The 15,290-nt window shown below is 73.6% G+C and carries 12 protein-coding genes; 1 reads left to right on the plus strand and 11 read right to left on the minus strand.

Annotated elements, in window-relative coordinates; all coding sequences use genetic code 11:
• Positions 1-71 precede the first annotated feature (71 nt).
• Both ABZS80_RS05750 and ABZS80_RS05755 read right to left on the minus strand, forming a co-directional pair.
• The gene (locus tag ABZS80_RS05750) at positions 72-881 is read right to left on the minus strand and encodes a hypothetical protein (RefSeq protein WP_355054611.1); all 810 of its coding nucleotides are present in this window, start codon (positions 879-881) and stop codon (positions 72-74) included.
• Positions 878-1,327 carry an NUDIX domain-containing protein gene (locus tag ABZS80_RS05755; protein WP_355054612.1) on the minus strand — a complete coding sequence of 150 codons (450 nt, stop codon included), beginning with the start codon at positions 1,325-1,327 and terminating at the stop codon, positions 878-880. The genes ABZS80_RS05750 and ABZS80_RS05755 overlap by 4 nt, the downstream gene beginning before the upstream one ends.
• Before the next feature lie 114 nt (positions 1,328-1,441).
• On the opposite strand from ABZS80_RS05755, the gene ABZS80_RS05760 reads away from it, so the two are divergent.
• Positions 1,442-1,834 (plus strand): CBS domain-containing protein, encoded by a 393-nt coding sequence (locus tag ABZS80_RS05760; RefSeq protein WP_151463753.1) that lies wholly within the window; start codon positions 1,442-1,444, stop codon positions 1,832-1,834.
• Between the two features lie 69 nt (positions 1,835-1,903).
• Here the strand turns inward: ABZS80_RS05760 and ABZS80_RS05765 are convergent, their stop codons facing one another.
• From ABZS80_RS05765 to ABZS80_RS05805, 9 genes are all read right to left on the minus strand, one after another.
• Positions 1,904-4,948 carry a malectin domain-containing carbohydrate-binding protein gene (locus ABZS80_RS05765; RefSeq protein WP_355054613.1) on the minus strand — a complete coding sequence of 1,015 codons (3,045 nt, stop codon included), beginning with the start codon at positions 4,946-4,948 and terminating at the stop codon, positions 1,904-1,906.
• Between the two features lie 217 nt (positions 4,949-5,165).
• Positions 5,166-6,215 carry a glycosyl hydrolase gene (locus tag ABZS80_RS05770; RefSeq protein ID WP_151463751.1) on the minus strand — a complete coding sequence of 350 codons (1,050 nt, stop codon included), beginning with the start codon at positions 6,213-6,215 and terminating at the stop codon, positions 5,166-5,168.
• A gap of 145 nt (positions 6,216-6,360) precedes the next feature.
• Entirely contained in the window at positions 6,361-7,293 is a 933-nt protein-coding gene (locus ABZS80_RS05775) for a sulfotransferase (protein ID WP_355054614.1), read from the minus strand.
• A 28-nt stretch (positions 7,294-7,321) separates the two neighbouring features.
• Entirely contained in the window at positions 7,322-8,944 is a 1,623-nt protein-coding gene (locus ABZS80_RS05780) for a polysaccharide biosynthesis C-terminal domain-containing protein (protein ID WP_355054615.1), read from the minus strand.
• Complete coding sequence (locus ABZS80_RS05785; protein WP_355054616.1) at positions 8,914-9,777, minus strand: sulfotransferase; 864 nt, start codon at positions 9,775-9,777, stop codon at positions 8,914-8,916. The genes ABZS80_RS05780 and ABZS80_RS05785 overlap by 31 nt, the downstream gene beginning before the upstream one ends.
• Before the next feature lie 17 nt (positions 9,778-9,794).
• Positions 9,795-11,000, minus strand: coding sequence for a hypothetical protein (locus tag ABZS80_RS05790; protein ID WP_355054617.1), 1,206 nt, complete (start codon positions 10,998-11,000; stop codon positions 9,795-9,797).
• Positions 11,000-12,487 (minus strand): O-antigen ligase family protein, encoded by a 1,488-nt coding sequence (locus tag ABZS80_RS05795; RefSeq protein ID WP_355054618.1) that lies wholly within the window; start codon positions 12,485-12,487, stop codon positions 11,000-11,002. Before ABZS80_RS05795 ends, ABZS80_RS05790 begins: the two co-directional genes overlap by 1 nt.
• Positions 12,484-13,485, minus strand: coding sequence for a DUF3048 domain-containing protein (locus tag ABZS80_RS05800; protein ID WP_355054619.1), 1,002 nt, complete (start codon positions 13,483-13,485; stop codon positions 12,484-12,486). The genes ABZS80_RS05795 and ABZS80_RS05800 overlap by 4 nt, the downstream gene beginning before the upstream one ends.
• Positions 13,482-15,269, minus strand: a complete 1,788-nt coding sequence (locus ABZS80_RS05805; protein WP_355054620.1) for a Wzz/FepE/Etk N-terminal domain-containing protein — start codon at positions 15,267-15,269, stop codon at positions 13,482-13,484. Before ABZS80_RS05805 ends, ABZS80_RS05800 begins: the two co-directional genes overlap by 4 nt.
• Between the last annotated feature and the right edge of the window lie 21 nt (positions 15,270-15,290).

Genomic DNA, 15,290 nt, shown 5'->3' on the forward strand with positions numbered 1-15,290 from the left:
GCCGGCACCATCCTCTTCTCGACTTCGCTCCACGCGGTGGAGGATATCGTCGCGCCGCCGCCGGCCGTGGTTCAGCCCGGCAGAGCGGCCAGGTCGGCCAGCAGTTCCAGCCGCTCCCCGGCAGCGAGCACCGCCCACGGGCCGGCCGCCCGGCGGTCCGTCTCCTGCTCGATCGCGAGCCGCTCCGGCCCCGCGGGCAGCCCGGCGACGCTCGCCGCGGTGTGCCCCGCGGCCGTCCACGCCTCCGCGTGCGCGTCCGCGCGGTGGTAGCGCAGGGTGCCCAGCCGGTTGAGCAGCAGCACCCCGGGCGGGGTGCCGTCCGGCTCGTGCGGCGGGGCCATGGTCGCGAAGGCGCCGGGCCCGGCCGAGACGACCGCGTGCGCCAGCACCCGGCCCAGCGCCGAGACCAGCCGCTCCACCCGCTCGTCGTGCCCCGCCCACAGTTCCTCGGTCACCTCGGCGTGTACGCCGAACAGTTCGGCCAGGAAGGCGAGCCCGCGCTCGGTGGCGCAGAAACCGCCGTCCGGGAAGCGCTGCACCATCCCGTACGCGACCTGCTTGTCCAGCGCCCGCCGGAGGGCGGCCGGGTCCCGGTAGCGGGTCACCGCCGCGAAGCCCGGGGCGTCCACCGTGCCGCCCGGCGCGGCCAGGCGGGTGCGGAATTCCACCAGGACGCCCGTGGCGGCCGGACCGCCGTACCGGGAACTCAGCTCCGCGCCGCCGCCGTCGCGGCCGGCGAGCATGCCGGCCACGAAGGTCCGGTCGACCGCCGGGGCGACCAGCCCCGCGAACCGGTGCGGCGGCACCTCGACGGCGTCGACCGGACCGGGTCGCCGCACCGGAGGTCGCGCCGCGCCGCGACCGGGGACCGTCTCCCTCACAGACCGATCGAACGCAGGGCGGCGAAGCCGTTCTCGGCGATGCGCCGGATCAGCCCGTCGTTGACGGCACGGTGCTCGTCGAGGAGGTCGACGTCCCGCTCGGCCAGCCATCGGTACTCGGTGTGCTTGCCCTCCTCCAGCCGGGGCCGGCTCAGGTCGCCGTCCACCCGGACCAGGAAGTCGGTCTCCACGCGGGCCAGCCCGTCGTCGCCGGTGTAGCGGTATTCGCCGACCTGGCCGAGCACGTGCGAGACCGCCCACCCGGTCTCCTCGGTGACCTCCCGGCACAGCGCGTCCTGCACCTCCTCGCCCGGTTCGAGGTGTCCGCCGACGATGTCCCAGCAGTTGGGGAAGAGGCGCCGCTCGGGGGACCGGCGCTGGATGAAGATGCGGCCGTCGTCGTCCACGATCAGCGCGCCGGCGCAGCGGAGGGGCTCGGTGGGCACCCCACGACAGTAGCGATTCCCGGCCGATCCTGGCGATGCCCGGTCTTGTCCCGTTCCGCATCGATGGCCCACCATGTCCGTACCGAGGCCACCGTCCCACAGGGGTGATGCGTGATGCAGGTACGGGAAGCGATGTCCAGCGAGATCCTCGTCGTCGGCCCGGAGCACACGCTCCGCCAGGCGGCCCGGATGATGTCGGCCCGCCGGGTCGGGTCGGCGGTCGTGATCGACCCGGATTCCGAGGGGATCGGGATTATGACCGAACGTGACGTGCTCAACGCCATCGGGGCGGGGCTCGACCCCGACGTCGAACGCACCGGGGCGCATCTGACCTGGGACGTGGTCTACGCGGGCCCCGACTGGACGGTGGAGGAGGCGGCCGCCGCCATGGCCCGGGGCGGGTTCCGGCACCTCGTGGTGCTCGACGGCCGGGAGGTCGCCGGGGTGATCTCGGTACGCGACCTCATGCGGGTCTGGGCGCGGGAGCACACCGCCCCCCGCGTCTGAACCGACGGCGGAAAGGGCGATGGCCCGGCCGATACCGGCCGGGCCATCGTCGTGTCGTACCGCCTCGCGTCAGGGGCCGACGAAGACGGCGGTGCCCCGCCAGTCCGCGTCGTCGACGCCCGGGCCGCTGCGCACGGTGGCGGAGCCGGTCGGCGCGCCGTCCGACCACGCCATCGAGGAGAGGTTGCCGGTGGCGCGGGAGACGACGTAGAGGGTGTCGCCGTCCAGGAACATGCCGTTCGCGTCGGCGAACGCCGTGGTGCCGGTGACCGTGGCCCGCTCGGCACCGACGACGCCGGTGTCGGGCGCGAACCCGCGCCAGAACAGGGTGCTCTGGCCGGCCAGCGTGTAGTAGACACGGCCGCCGGTGTAGAACATGGCGGTCACGTTCGGCAGTTCGGCGGAGAAGTTGCCCGTCATGCCCGCGTAGGTCTGGCCCTCCGGCGCGGAGCCGGTGACGACCGTGTCCCACTTGGCGTCGTGGTACGGGTCGAGCTTCTTCGGGGAGCCGAACGCCTCGCCGTCGAACGAACGCTTGTAGAGATCGCCGTTGACCCCGTAGAACAGGTCACCGCCGACCCAGAAGGCGCCCTTCACCGTGGACCACCGGGTGCTGTCCGAGTTGGCCACCGTGGTCGCGTTGCCCACCTCGGTGGCGCCGTCGTACGACCGCCTGGTGATGCTGTCCACCGTCGTGGCCGGCGGCACCGGCGGGAGCTTGACGATCTCGATGCCCTGGACCAGCGGGTTCTCCAGCACCCGACCGAAGTCGATGTCGATGGTGCCGTCGCTGGTGACCGCGAAGGCCCGCATGGTGCCCTTGTTGGTGGCGCCGATGGAGGCGATCGGGTCGAAGTCGTTCAGCTTGAGCACGCCGTCGATGCTGACGTCGAACTTGCGCCTACCGGCCGTGGCCGTGCCGGCGTACCGGTTGGCCAGGTAGAGCCGGACCTGGACCGGGGTGCCCGCCGGGACCGGGAAGTCCCACTGCATGTCCGGCGTGGTGGACTGGTCCCAGCGCTCGCTGTTGAACAGCGCGACCGGGGTGCCGGCCGGCACGGTGGCGTCGAGCGTCGCGTCCGTGGGGTAGGTCGTGACGGTGCTGCCCGTGTTGTGGTAGGCGCTCGGCGCCGTGAGGCTGTCGGTCGCCCAGGCCGGGCCGCTCGGCGCGGCCAGCTGGTCGCCACCCGCGTTGACCCGGTAGAGGACGTCCGCCGCGTCCGGCGTCGGCGCGGTCTTCACGATCTCGATGCCCTGGACGAGCGGGTTCTCCAACACCCGGCCGAAGTCGATGTCGACCACGCCGTCGCTGACCAGCGAGAAGGACCGCATGGTGCCGCGGTTCGTGCCGCCGGCGACGGCCACCGGGTCGAAGTCGTTCAGCTTGAGCACGCTGTCGATGCTGACGTCGAACTTGCGCTTGCCCGCCGTGGCCGTGCCGGCGTACCGGTTGGCCAGGTAGAGGCGCACGTCGACGCGGGTGCCGGCCGCGACCGGGATGTCCCACTGCATGTCCGGGGCGGTCGCCTCGTCCCAGCGCTCGCTGTTGAACAGCGTCGCGGGCGTGCTCGCCGGCACCGTGGCGTCGAACGTCGCGTTGGTCGGGTAGCTCGTGACGCTGTTGCCGGTGTTGTGGTGCGGGCTGGGCGCGGCGGCGGTGTCGCCGGCCCAGTCCGGGCCGCCGTCGGTCGCCGGGATGGCCGGACCGCCGGCGTTGACCCGGTAGAGGACCTCGGTCTGCGCCGCGCGGCCGGCCTGGTAGACGTTGCCGGGCAGGCCCTTGGTGCTGGTGGAGTGCGGGGCGGCGCCGCCGCTCAGCGGGAAGAAGGCGAGCCGCTTCCGCTGGTAGTCGAAGTCGCCGATGTACTCCTGGTCGCTGCCCAGCCAGAGGCCCTGCGGGGTCACCACCATCTCGGTGACGCCGTAGCCGCGGGGGTGCCGGCCGGGGTTCCAGGCCAGCGGCAGGCCGCTGGCCGGGTCGAGGGCCGCGATGCTGGCCCGCGGCACCGCGCCGGGGCCCGCCTTGTCGCGGGCGAGGGGGTTGTTCGACCAGCGGAAGTGACCGCCGACGTAGATGGCCTCCTCGCTGATGCCGGTGGAGAGGAAGGTGTCGCCACCGCTGAAGTTGGTCCAGGTCGGCTTCTGCCCGTCGCCGGTGGCGGCGGTCTCCCAGCGGGCCGCCGAGTCGCACAGCGTCCCCGGGTAGGAGGCGCCGGTGGTCACCACGACGAAGTACTTGCCGCTCGGGGAGAACTGCACATCCCGCACCCACGAGTCGAACGCGGTGTACTTGCAGGCTCCCGAGTAGCCGTCGGTGTTCCAGTCGGCGATGGTGGCCGAACTCTCGCCCAGGTTGATCCGGACGATCTGGTCGTGGACGACCGCGTTGGCCTTCTTGAAGTTGCCGATGACCACGAGGTGCTTGCCGTCCGGCGAGACGGCCATCTTCTCGACGCCCACGCCGGCAGAGGCGCCGCCGTTGGTGCTGGTCCAGTTGTGGTGCTCGGTCAGCGCCACGGTGAGGTAGTCGGTCACCGCGCCGGTGGTCGGGTTCAGCGAGGCCAGCCCGTTGCGGGTGGTCGTCGCGGTCACGGTGGAGAAGATGCCCCCCACCAGAAGCCGCCCGTCGACCAGGGCGATGTCGCTCACCGTGCCGTTGAAGGCCGGCCCCTTGAAGCCGGCGACGGGCGTGCCGTCCTCGACGTTCAGCAGGGCGAGCTTGCGGAAGTTGCTGTCGCCGACCTTGTTGAAGGTGCCGGCCAGGTAGACCGTGCCCGGCGTGGGCCCGGCGATCACCGCGGTCACCTCGCCGTCGAGCACCGGGGCGAACGAGTCGTCCAGCTTGCCGGTGGCCTTGTCGAAGGCCAGCACGCCCTTGCGGGTGACCTCGGTGGTCGCGGAGCCGCGGTTCTGCGCCTTGGTGAACGAACCACCGACGATCACCTTGGTGCCGGCGTCGTAGATGGCCACGACGTTGCCGTCGTTGATGTTCGGCGTCTTGTCCGTCGGCACCTCGCTGACCAGCGTGGTGTGGTCCGGTGCGGGCGCGGCGAGCGCGGGTACGGGGGTGAAAAGGGTGGCGATGCCGAGCACGGCGGCGCCGAGAGCGGACACCGAGCGGTGTCTCAGGATCGAGGAAGGCACAGGCTACTCCGGGGGAAACGTCGGAGGCGCTGCGGTGATGGCCGGTGCCGGCGCGAGGTGGGGCGCCGCACGACCGACCGCAGACGTGAGAGCAATACCTTCTCGCATCCGGCCGTCGCCCGTCCACCCGGGACCGGAGTTTTTGACCGAGCAAACGCCCCAGGTCACACGAAAAGACGAGGGAAGATCATCGACCCGGTACGGAGGGTGGCGCCGAGGAAACACTGAGGTCCGGCGGCGGCGGGTTGAAGTACGGGTCGGTGGCCATCTCGCGGAACACCGCCTCGCTCTCCGGGTCCTTGCCGAAGGTGCTGTCGTACAGGGGTTTCGTGGTCTGTCGGGCGGCGAAGTAGACCGCCGCCTTGATCTGCGGGTGCTTCTTCAGGTACGGCCCGACCTCGCGCATCCAGTCGGCCCGCTGGCCCGGCCGGCCCTCCTGGGTGAGCCCGAACTCGCCGATCACCACCGGCCGCGGATGCTTCTGGGCGAAGGCCATGAAGTGGTCCATCCGGTCGGTGAAGCTGTTCCACTCCGGGCCGGGGTAGACGTCGGCGCAGAGCCAGTCGACCTGGTCGTCACCGGGGTAGTAGGCGGCGGCGTCCCGGTCGGGCTCGGCGAAGCCGTCCGCGTGCGGGCACCACACCCAGGCCGCGTTGGTGACGCCGACCTCGGTGAAGATGGCCCGGACGTGCTTCCACGCGGCGACGTAGTCCTCCGGGGAGTGCATGCTGGCGGCCAGGTTCGGCCGGTCCATCTCCCACCGGTAGCGCAGCAGCACCGGCACGCCGAACTCCTTGACGTCGGCGGCCCGCTGCCGGATCAGCGCGTCGTAGACGCCGCTGACCGTCGACCGGGTGTCGGTGCCCTGCCAGGAGATCATCTGGAGCTTGCCCTGGGACTGGAAGGCCCGCTCCGTGGCGCCCGGGAAGGCCTCGTTCCACTCGTGGAACATGTGCGCGATGGCCAGTTCGCCGCCCGCCGCACGGTTGAACTCGTCGAACGCGGCCGCCCGCCCGGTGGCGTTGTGGAACTGCGGCTTGACCCAGGCACCCACCCAGGCGCCCTTCTCCGGCAGCTCCGGCCCGCGCCCGGTGGTGCGGACCGGGCCGGTCCGGGGCGTCACCGTGGGCGGGGGCGGGGCCGCCGCCGTCGTCGCACCGCCCGGTCCGTCGGTCGAGCCGAAGTCACAGCCCGCCACCGCCGGAACGAGACAGGCCAGAGCGAACACGGCCGCCATCGTCCGTCGTAACCGTCGTACCACCGCAACCTCTCCCCAGGATGGTCGCCGGCCCCACGGTCGTCGGCCCCGGCGACCCCGCGTCAGCGGAGCGGCGCGCCGGGACGGGCGGGCGACCCCTGGCACTCTACCGGTGCGACGGACCTCACGCGGTGTAGCCGAGTTCCCTGAGCAGCGGCCCAGCCTCGGCGAGCACGTCGGCCAGGTCCTGTCCGGTCAGTCGCTGCCGCCAGCGGCCGACCGAGTTCGGCCGGGCCTTGGCGAACCGTGCGTGCAGCGCCTGCCGGCCGGCCGGGTCCCCGACCGCCAGGAAGTCGGCGACCACCTCGGCCGCCTCGGCCGGCCGGGTGACGATGTCCTCGTAGCGGAGGTGCCGGACCCGTTCCGCCGGCACGTCGGCGAGCTGGGCCAGTGCGCTGCTGGTGAACCGGCGCCACATCCAGGCCGAACGGCCCAGGTCGGAGACCTTGCTGAACTCCTCACGCCGCTCCGGCTCCACCCAGAACCGGGGCGCGGCGCCCCACGGGGTGCCGCCCCGGCCGCTCCGGCCGGTGCCCGTCGAGGCCGCGTTCAGCCACGGCTGCTCGGCGTGCGACACCGCCACGTCCCGGCCGTCCCGGTAGACGTGCAGGAAGACCGCGTCCGGGAAGACCTCGGTCAGGAACGGCACGATGAAGCAGTTCTCCGGGTCCTTCTCGGCGAACCGCAGCCCGCCGTGCCCGGAGGCGGCGAGCAGCGCACCGTAGTAGCCGCGGAAGTAGCGGCCCGCCCGCTGCGGGGTCCAGCTCCCCTCGTACACGCAGCGGGCCACCGCCTTGGTCAGCCGGGGCTCGAAGTGGTAGGACACGTCCGGCAGCGCGCCCACGCAGCTGCCCAGGAACGTGGTGCCGGAACGCGGCGCGCCGAGGATGAAGATTGGCCGCTCGACCTTCAGGCTGAGCTTGCGGTTGGCGGCCTCCACCGGCCGCTCCAGCTCCCGGCGTTCCTTCCGGTCCGCCAGCAGGCCGACGGCGGCGAGCTTCGCGGCCTTCACGGTCGACAGGCCGGAGTGCGGGGAGAGGGGCGTGCTGCTGGTCATCGGGGTCCCATCGGTACGCAGGAACGGGTCAGGACTGGGCGGCCGGGTTCGCGCCGGCGCGGTTGCGGCCCCGCCGCAGCGCGCGCAGCGCGTCGAGGTGCAGGGTGGCCCGCCAGCGCCAGGCGCCGGCCAGGTACGCCGCCGCGCCGCCGACCGCCACCAGGGCGAGCACCGGCGCCGGGGCGTCCAGCAGGCGGGCCAGCCCGAGCGGCAGGCCGAACGCGGCGACGGCCAGCGCCATGGCGGCCCGGGTGCCGGCACCGAACGGGTGCAGCCGCATCGACCACCAGAGCTGGGTCAGCGGCACCAGGTTGGTCACCAGGATGGAGACCGTCCAGGCCAGGGCCGCGCCGAGGATGCCGTACCGCGGGATGAGCAGGACGTTGGCCACCACGTTGAGCACCGTGCCGGCCATCGCGTTGTAGAACGTCCAGGCGGTCCGGCCGGCCATGTTCAGCACCATGTCGACCATGCCGCAGCCGGTGGCCACCAGCATGGTCAGCGCGAGCAGCACCACCACCCGGTGACCGCCGCCGTAGCCGGAGCCGAACAGCGCCAGCATCGGCGTGGCGAACGCCGCGAAGACCAGGTAGGCCGGCCAGGAGAGCAGCACCAGCCACCCGGTGGCGGCCTGGTAGAGCTGCCGGGCCTCGGCGCGGTCGTCGCGGGCGAAGGCGGCGGCCAACCGGTGCTGCACCGAGCTGGAGAGCGCGACGCTGGAGAGCTGGCCGAGCGCCAGGAACCGGGTCGCCGCCGTGTAGATCGCCGCGTCGGCCGGCCCACGCAGGGCGCTGAGCAGCACGATGTCCAGCCGCTGCACCACGATCGCGGCCAGGCTGCTGACCGCGCGCGGCCCGGTGAAGCGCCAGAACGGCGCGACGAGCTCGCCCGCCGGCACCGGCCGGGTCACGTGCCGGCCGGCACGGCGGACCAGCCGGCCCAGCCAGGCCAGGGCGACCGCCGCGGCGACCAGGTAGGGCACCACCCAGGCCAGCGGCAGCGCGACGGTGGCGGAGAGCCCGAGCCAGGCGGCCACCGCCACGGCCAGGAACTGCACCAGGGTGCGGCCGAGCCGTTCCACGGTGAGCAGCGGCCGCATCTGGCCGAACCCACGGCAGGCGGCGAGCGCGTAGTCGTTCAGGGCGGCCAGCGGCACGAAGGCCAGCAGGATGCGCAGCGCGGTCACCGCGCCCGGGCCGGCCTCCGGCATGGTGGCACCGGCCAGCGCCGGGGCGGCCAGCCAGCCGGCCAGGCCGAGCAGCACGCCGACCGCCAGCACCGGCAGCAGCCCGGCCAGGATCGTGCCGCGGATCCGGTCCCGCTGGTCGAGGGTCCGGTGCCGGCTGACGAAGTAGACGGTCCCCACGTCGGTGCCGAGCCGGGCCGCCGACGCGGCGATCATGAAGGCGCTGGTGGCCGCGAAGAACATGCCGGCCTCGCGGACCGACCAGCCCCGGGCGATGACGATGTTCAGCCCGAAGCCGGCCACCGCGGCCAGGCCCACCCCGACCAGGTTGGCGAAGCCCTGCCGGGCCGCGCCGCCCAGACCCGCGCCGGCACCCGCAGTCGGGCCGCCGGCCGGTGCGGTCAGCGTCGGGGTGCCGCCGGCGTCCGCCCGGGTCACCGCCGCCACGACGGCACGCGTCCCCACCAGGAGGCCAGCCGCTCGTCGTACGGGGCGAAGTGGTCCTCCAGCCGGGCCCGCAGCTCGGCCGACATCGGCGAGCGGGACCGCGAGTTGTGCTTGCCGAAGGCGATGTCCGCCCATTGGGGCAGGCCGAGGAAGTCGCAGACCGCGTCGAAGGACGGGCGCGGGTCGGCGAAGAAGTCGTCGCTGTCGATCACGTGCAGCCGATCCCGGCCGACCAGCGCCTCCAGCCGCTCCACCTGCTCGATGTAGCGCCCGCGGGCCAGGTAGGCGTTGTGCTGGAGGTGGTGGCTGGAATACGTCGGGTCGGCGGTCATCCGCTCCCGCTCACCGGCCGTCCGCTCCTCCTCCAGCGCCAGCGCCCGCTCGAAGTCCCGCTCGGTCTCGTAACCCCGGGCCAGCTCGTGCGAGTGCGCCGAGTAGGCCCGCTCCACCGGGTCGCGGAGCAGCACCAGCAGCTTCACCGAGGGCAGGTCGCGGGCGATCCGCTGCGCGGCCAGCGGGTGGAACATGTAGTAGGGGCTCGACTCGCCGGTGATCCCGCGTACGCCGAGCTGCGCCTTCACCGCCTCGGCCTTGCCGGTGGTGGGGAAGTGCCCGAGGTACCAGCTCATCCCCCGGTGGTAGTCCATGTCGAAGTAGTGCACGCCCTTGTGGTAGGCGGGCGGCAGCATCCCGGGGTGCTGCGAGAGCGTCTTGAACAGCGAGGTGGTGCCGCAGCGCTGCGCCCCCACGATCAGGAATCCCGGCACCATCCGCGACCCGGCGGTCAACCGACCCACCGTCCGGCTCACCGACTTCACCGCACGGAGCGCCTGCTCCTTGGCCAGCGTCACGTCCCCACTCCTCACTCTCACCGGGCCCGGCGGGCCAGGTGCTCCTCCACGGCGGGCAGCAGCCAGGTGTCGACGTGCCCCAGCCGCGCACCCGCCTCCGCCTGCCGGTCCCGCAGATAGCGTGCCGCCAGCTCCACGAGGTAGAGCACGGCGACCAGGTCGGCGTCGCGGCCGTCCGAGTCGAACGGCGCCACGCTCCGGTCCGCCCCGGCGATCAGCGCCCGGGCGGCCTCCGTCGGCTCCACCCCGTCGTTGCCGATGGCGGTCTGCACCGCCCGGTGCAGCGCGTCGTAGCCGACCGGCACGTCCGCCTCGAACCGCTCCCAGTCCCAGACCAGCACCCGGCCGTCGGCCAGCACCGCGCTGTTGCCGCCGTTCCAGTCGCCGTGCCAGGCGCCGAACGCCACCGTCGGGTCCAGGTCCGCGATCGTCTTGAGCACCGCGCGCAGCCGCCCGGCCTCCGGGCGTGCGCCGAGCGCGTCCACCGCGTCGGCCAGCCGGGCCGCGTGGTCGCTCGCGGCCCAGGACCGCCGGCGTACGCCCAGACAGCCGGCGACCGCCACCATGGCCGCCCGCTCGGCCGCCTCGGCGACGGCCGGGGTGGCCCGGGGCAGCCGCACCGGCAGCGCCTCCTGCACCAGCAGCGCGTGCCCGTGCCAGTCGCCGTGGTGGCGTACCCCGGCCACGGTGACCGGGCCGAGCGGCAGGCTGGCAAGCCGGGCCAGCGCGGCGGCCTCCGCGTCGACCAGGGCGCGGGTCAGCGGGTCGACGCCGAGCTTCGCGTACCCGAGGGCCCGGCCGTCCGGGGCCAGCAGTTGCAGCACCGGCTTGCGGTTCGCCCGGGCCGGCCCGATGTGCAGGCTGACCAGCGCCCGCTCGCCCAGCACCTCGGCCAGGTGCGCGTCGAGCCCACCGCCGGTCACCACCAGCCGGTCGCGGAACACCAGCGGCCCCAGCCCGAGCCGGAACGCGGTGGCCAGGCCCTGCCGGACCAGCTTGGCCTTGCGGCCGACCGCCTCGGTGGAGTGCCGGACGGCGCTCGCCGCGGCGCGGCCGGAGCCGGTGGGCACCAGCAGCCGGGGGCGGGACGCCGAGGGCACCACCACCCAACCGGCGCCGCCCCGGTGCAGGGCGGGCTCGGCCGGCTCGGGCCAGATCAGCCCGGCGAGCTCACCGAGGTAGGCGGATCGGCCGTCGCCGTCCGGGGGTACGCGGAACACCATCAGTGGTCACCGGCTGCTTCCAGTCGGGCCCGTAGCCCGGCCACGGTGCCCCTCGGCGGCGCCGGCGCGAGCGCCCGGCTGAACCGGTCGTTGCGGGCGAGCAGGGCGACCGAGATCAGGCCGTAGGCGAGGGTGGCTTCCAGTGCGCCGTAGGTGAACTGGAAGAAGAGCATGAGGATGAGCACGAGACTGCCGGCGATCCCGATCGCGCTGTGGTCGCGCCGGTAACGCCAGAGGCAGTAGAGGAAGAAACCGTTGTAGGCGATCGCGCCCACGTAGCCCTGGCCGACCAGCAGCGCCCAGAGCTGGCCGTTGCTGCCCAGCTCCCGGTTGCCGCACTGCTTGCAGTCGTCGGACTTGCCGATGGCGATCGACCGGTTGCTGCCGATCAGCGCCCGGTTGCCGCCGTAGCCGAGGATCGGTGAGTGGTTGGCCGCGGTGACCGCGCCCTCGGAGAGGGTGGTGCGGATGTCGTCGCTGTGCCCGTTCTGCAGTCGCTCGTCGAAGGTGCGACCCAGCGGTGTGGCGACGATCAGCACCCCGATCAGACCGACCGCCAGGGCGAGCCCGCCGAGCACCACCATCCGGCCGCGCAGGGCGAGCCGGACCGCCACGTAGACCGCGGAGATGCCGAGGCCGATCCAGAGGCCGCGGTTGAGCGAGTAGATGACCGGGAAGATCGCGGCCAGCGCGATGGCCACGCCCGCCACCCGGCGCAGCGGCCTGCCCAGCACCACCCAGCCGACGATCAGCCAGATGAGCAGGATCGCCGTGTTCTCGCCCCACGAGTTCGTGTAGGTGAACGGCGCGGACGGTCGCGGCGAGCTGGCCTCGCCCTCGATCACCTGCTGGACCTGGGCGAACTTGACGTCCATGAGCGAGGCGACGAAGGGTTGGCTGGCGATCGAGTGCGGCAGGATGAACCGCAGCGGCGCGACGAAACCGAGGGTCGGGAAGAGCGAGCCGAGCCAGCCGCCGATCACCACGACCACGCCCATGAACCCGAAGAGCCGGACCATCCGGCGTCGGGACAGCTCCCGCTCGCCCAGGTTGTAGACGTACAGCATGACCACGGTCATGCCGACGAAGTTGGCGAGCCGGATGGCCCAGCCGATGTACCGGCCGCCGCCGCCCGGCGGCAGCGTGTTCGGCGCGGTGAGGCCGAGCATCACGGCCGAGAGGACCAACCAGAGCAGCAGGAGCAGCCAGATCCCGAAGCCGGGCGGCACCCGAACCGGGCCCCGGCGGACCATCTGCACCAGCATCGGCACCGCGAAGATGACGAAGACGAAGCTGGACACCCCGAGCGCCCACCACAGCGGGTAGAGCACGAAGAGCGCGATCAGCGGCCACGCCGTGGGCAACCGCAGCGACCCGCCCTTCGGCCGCGCCACGGCCGGCGTGAGCCGGGTCCCGGTGGGCGGCGCAGGCGCCGCGCCGACCGGGGCCGACCCGCGCGCCGGGCGGGGCGGGGTGACGGTGCTCATTTCACGGTGACCTTGGCGGTGGTCGGCGCGTAGATCACCCAGGCGTTGCCGGGCTGCGGGTGCAGGAGGTCGCCGCCGGTGTCGGCGAGGGTGCAGACCATGCCCAGGCCCGGCTTGCGCCACCGGCCCTTCGCGCTGGACGGCCCGGAGACCGCGACCACCGCGCCCTCACCGAACACGTTCGCCGACGGGAGGGAGCGCGGCGACGGGTTCCGGACGTCGAGCGTCCGGTATTCCATGGTCAGCACGAGCACCGACGCGGCGGTCACCGTGGCGGTGCCCACCTTGCCCACCCAGAGCGACTTCTGCTGGTCGTAGCGCCAGACCATGGGCGGGCCGCCGGAGACGGCGACCGACAGCTCGGTGGCCGGGACGAGGTCCCGCGCGGCCAGGGCGGCGCCGTCGGTGGCGTGGTCGAGAGGTGGCGTGGGGGGCTGGCCGCCCTTCGGCGCGGCCTTGAGCAGCGCGGCCGTCGAGGTGTAGCCGTCGTCGATGGCGTCGCCGTCGTCCGGCGTGACCCCGGCCAGGCCGGACTTCTCGAACTGGGTGAGAAAGCCGGTGGGGCCGCCGGCGTAGCCGACGAACGGTCGCAGCACGGCCACCGACCGGATGTCGACCGGGCGGATCTCGGCGACCGGGCCGACCTTGGCGGCGTCACGGGAGTGGAACACCGCGGTCAGGTGCAGCGTGTCGGACTCGGCGAACTCGGCGTAGACCAGGTCCGCCGCGTCCAGCCCGGCCGGGGTGGTCGAGGGGCTGACCCGCAGCGGCACGGCGACCGCCTGGCGGCCCGCCAGCGGCGCCGCGCTGACCGGCGCGCCGGTCAGCGGGCCGGCGGGCAGGCTCGGGGTCGGGCTCGGCGGGGGCGTCGCCGCGGCGCTGCCCGGGTCGACCACGTCGACGCTGCCCGCCTCGGGCTGGGGCTCGCTGCAGGCCGTGCCGAAGCCGACCACGAGGGCCGGGGCGAAGGCGGCGCGAAGCAACTGCCGGCGGTTCACCCCAGATCCTCGCCGGAGTCGAGGGCATAGCTGCGGCCGTCGCCGTCACTCCGCGAGCGGTAGGTGCCGCCGCTGCCGTTGACCGGCAGCGGCTTGCCCGGCACCGGCGGCTTGACCGACGCCTTGCCCGGCGCGGGCGGCTTCGCGGAACCGCCGGACGCGCCCGACGCGGACGGGTGCATCCGTGGCAGCACCATCGTCGACTCGGCGGACGGGCCGGGGCTCGGCCGGGGCTTCGGCCGGTTGGCCGGGGCCGCCGGGCGGGCGGCGGCGGGGGTCGGGGCGGGCAGGCGCGGGGCCAGCACGGCGCCGATCACCGGGGCGTTGACCTGCTCGAACTGCTGGAGCGCGGCGTTGATCTCGCCGCTGCGGGTCCGCCCGCTCTCGGCCACCACGATCACCGCGTCGACGTGCCGGCCCAGCGCCTGGGCCTCCACGGCGAGGGTCGGCTGGGCGGTCTCGATGATCACGTGGTCGAAGCGCGCGGTCAGCTCGCGCAGGATCTCCAGCAGGCCGGAGACCGGCAGCTCGACCTCGGCGTCGAGGTCACCCGGGACGAGCACCCGGAGCTGGCCGAGGCCGGGCAGCGGGGCCAGCGCCTTGAGCGCCGGCACGTCCCGGCGGAGCACCGAGGCCAGGCTGTGCCGGCCCTCGGCCACGCCGGTGATGCCGCTCAACGCCGAGTCCGGCTTGGTGGTGATCAGCGCGACCTGCTGGCCGGTGCGGGCGTACGCGGCGGCCAGGTTGGCCGCGACGAACCCGGCGGCGGTGCCGGCCGAGCCGTCGCAGAGCAGCAGCTGGCGCCCCCGACCGGCCTGCGCCGGCTCGGGCACCGCGGAGAGCAGCACGTTGCGCAGCCGGCCCAGCTCACGGGAGATCTTGTGGGTGGCCGGCAGCACCGCCAGCGACGGGGTGCGCGAGGGCAGCTCCAGCAGCAGCGGCAGGCCCACCCGGTCGGAGATGTCGCGACCGCGGCGGATGCGGGTGTCGAGCCGGTCCAGCACCAGCGCCAGCACGATGCCGAGCAGCAGGCCGGCGCCCATGCCGCTGGCCAGGTTCAACGTCCGGTTCGGCGAGCTGGGGCTCTCCGGCAGGCGGGCGTCCGAGATGATCTCGCCCGGGTCGCTGTCGGCGGAGAGCAGCGGGCTGAGCCGGTTGTTCAGCGACGTGAGCTGGTTGGTCAGCACGTTCCGGTCGGCCTCGGCACGCTCCCGCTCGGGGCTGTTGGCCGGCGCCGCGGCGATCCGGCCGGCGACCGCGCTGAGCTGCTTGTTCACGTCGGTGATCTGCTGCTTGAGCGCGGTGGTCTCGTTCTCCAGCGCCTTCTGCGCGGTGGCCTTGCGCAGGTCGAGGTAGGCCTGCGCGAAGGCGTGCGACCCGGACTGCGCCTGGGCGGGGCTGTCGGCCTCGTAGGCCACCTGGAGGATCTGGCTGTTCGGCGGCACGGTGACCGTCACGGACTTCACCAGCTGGTCGGCCCCGGTGTCGACCTTCATGAGGCCCTTGGCCCGCTCGGCCACGACCAGCGAACGGACCACCTGGGCCTCGGTGTCGAGGTTCACCTTGGCGTTGGGGTTGCTCTCCGCGCCGGCGCTGAGCGGGCGCACCAGCAGCGACGTGCCCGACGTGTAGCGCGCGTGCTGGAGCTGGCTCACCGCCAGGCCGCCGGCCAGGCCGAGCACCGCGGCGAGGAGCAGGATCCACCAGCGGCGGCGCAGCCAGCCCAGGTAGGCCATCAGGGCAAGACCGTCGGAATCGCTCTCGGCCAAATGGGGTGAGGGCATCAGAGTCTGTCGCTCCCTTTC

The sequence above is a fragment of the Micromonospora sp. NPDC005305 genome, assembly GCF_040607315.1.
Taxonomy (GTDB): domain Bacteria; phylum Actinomycetota; class Actinomycetes; order Mycobacteriales; family Micromonosporaceae; genus Micromonospora.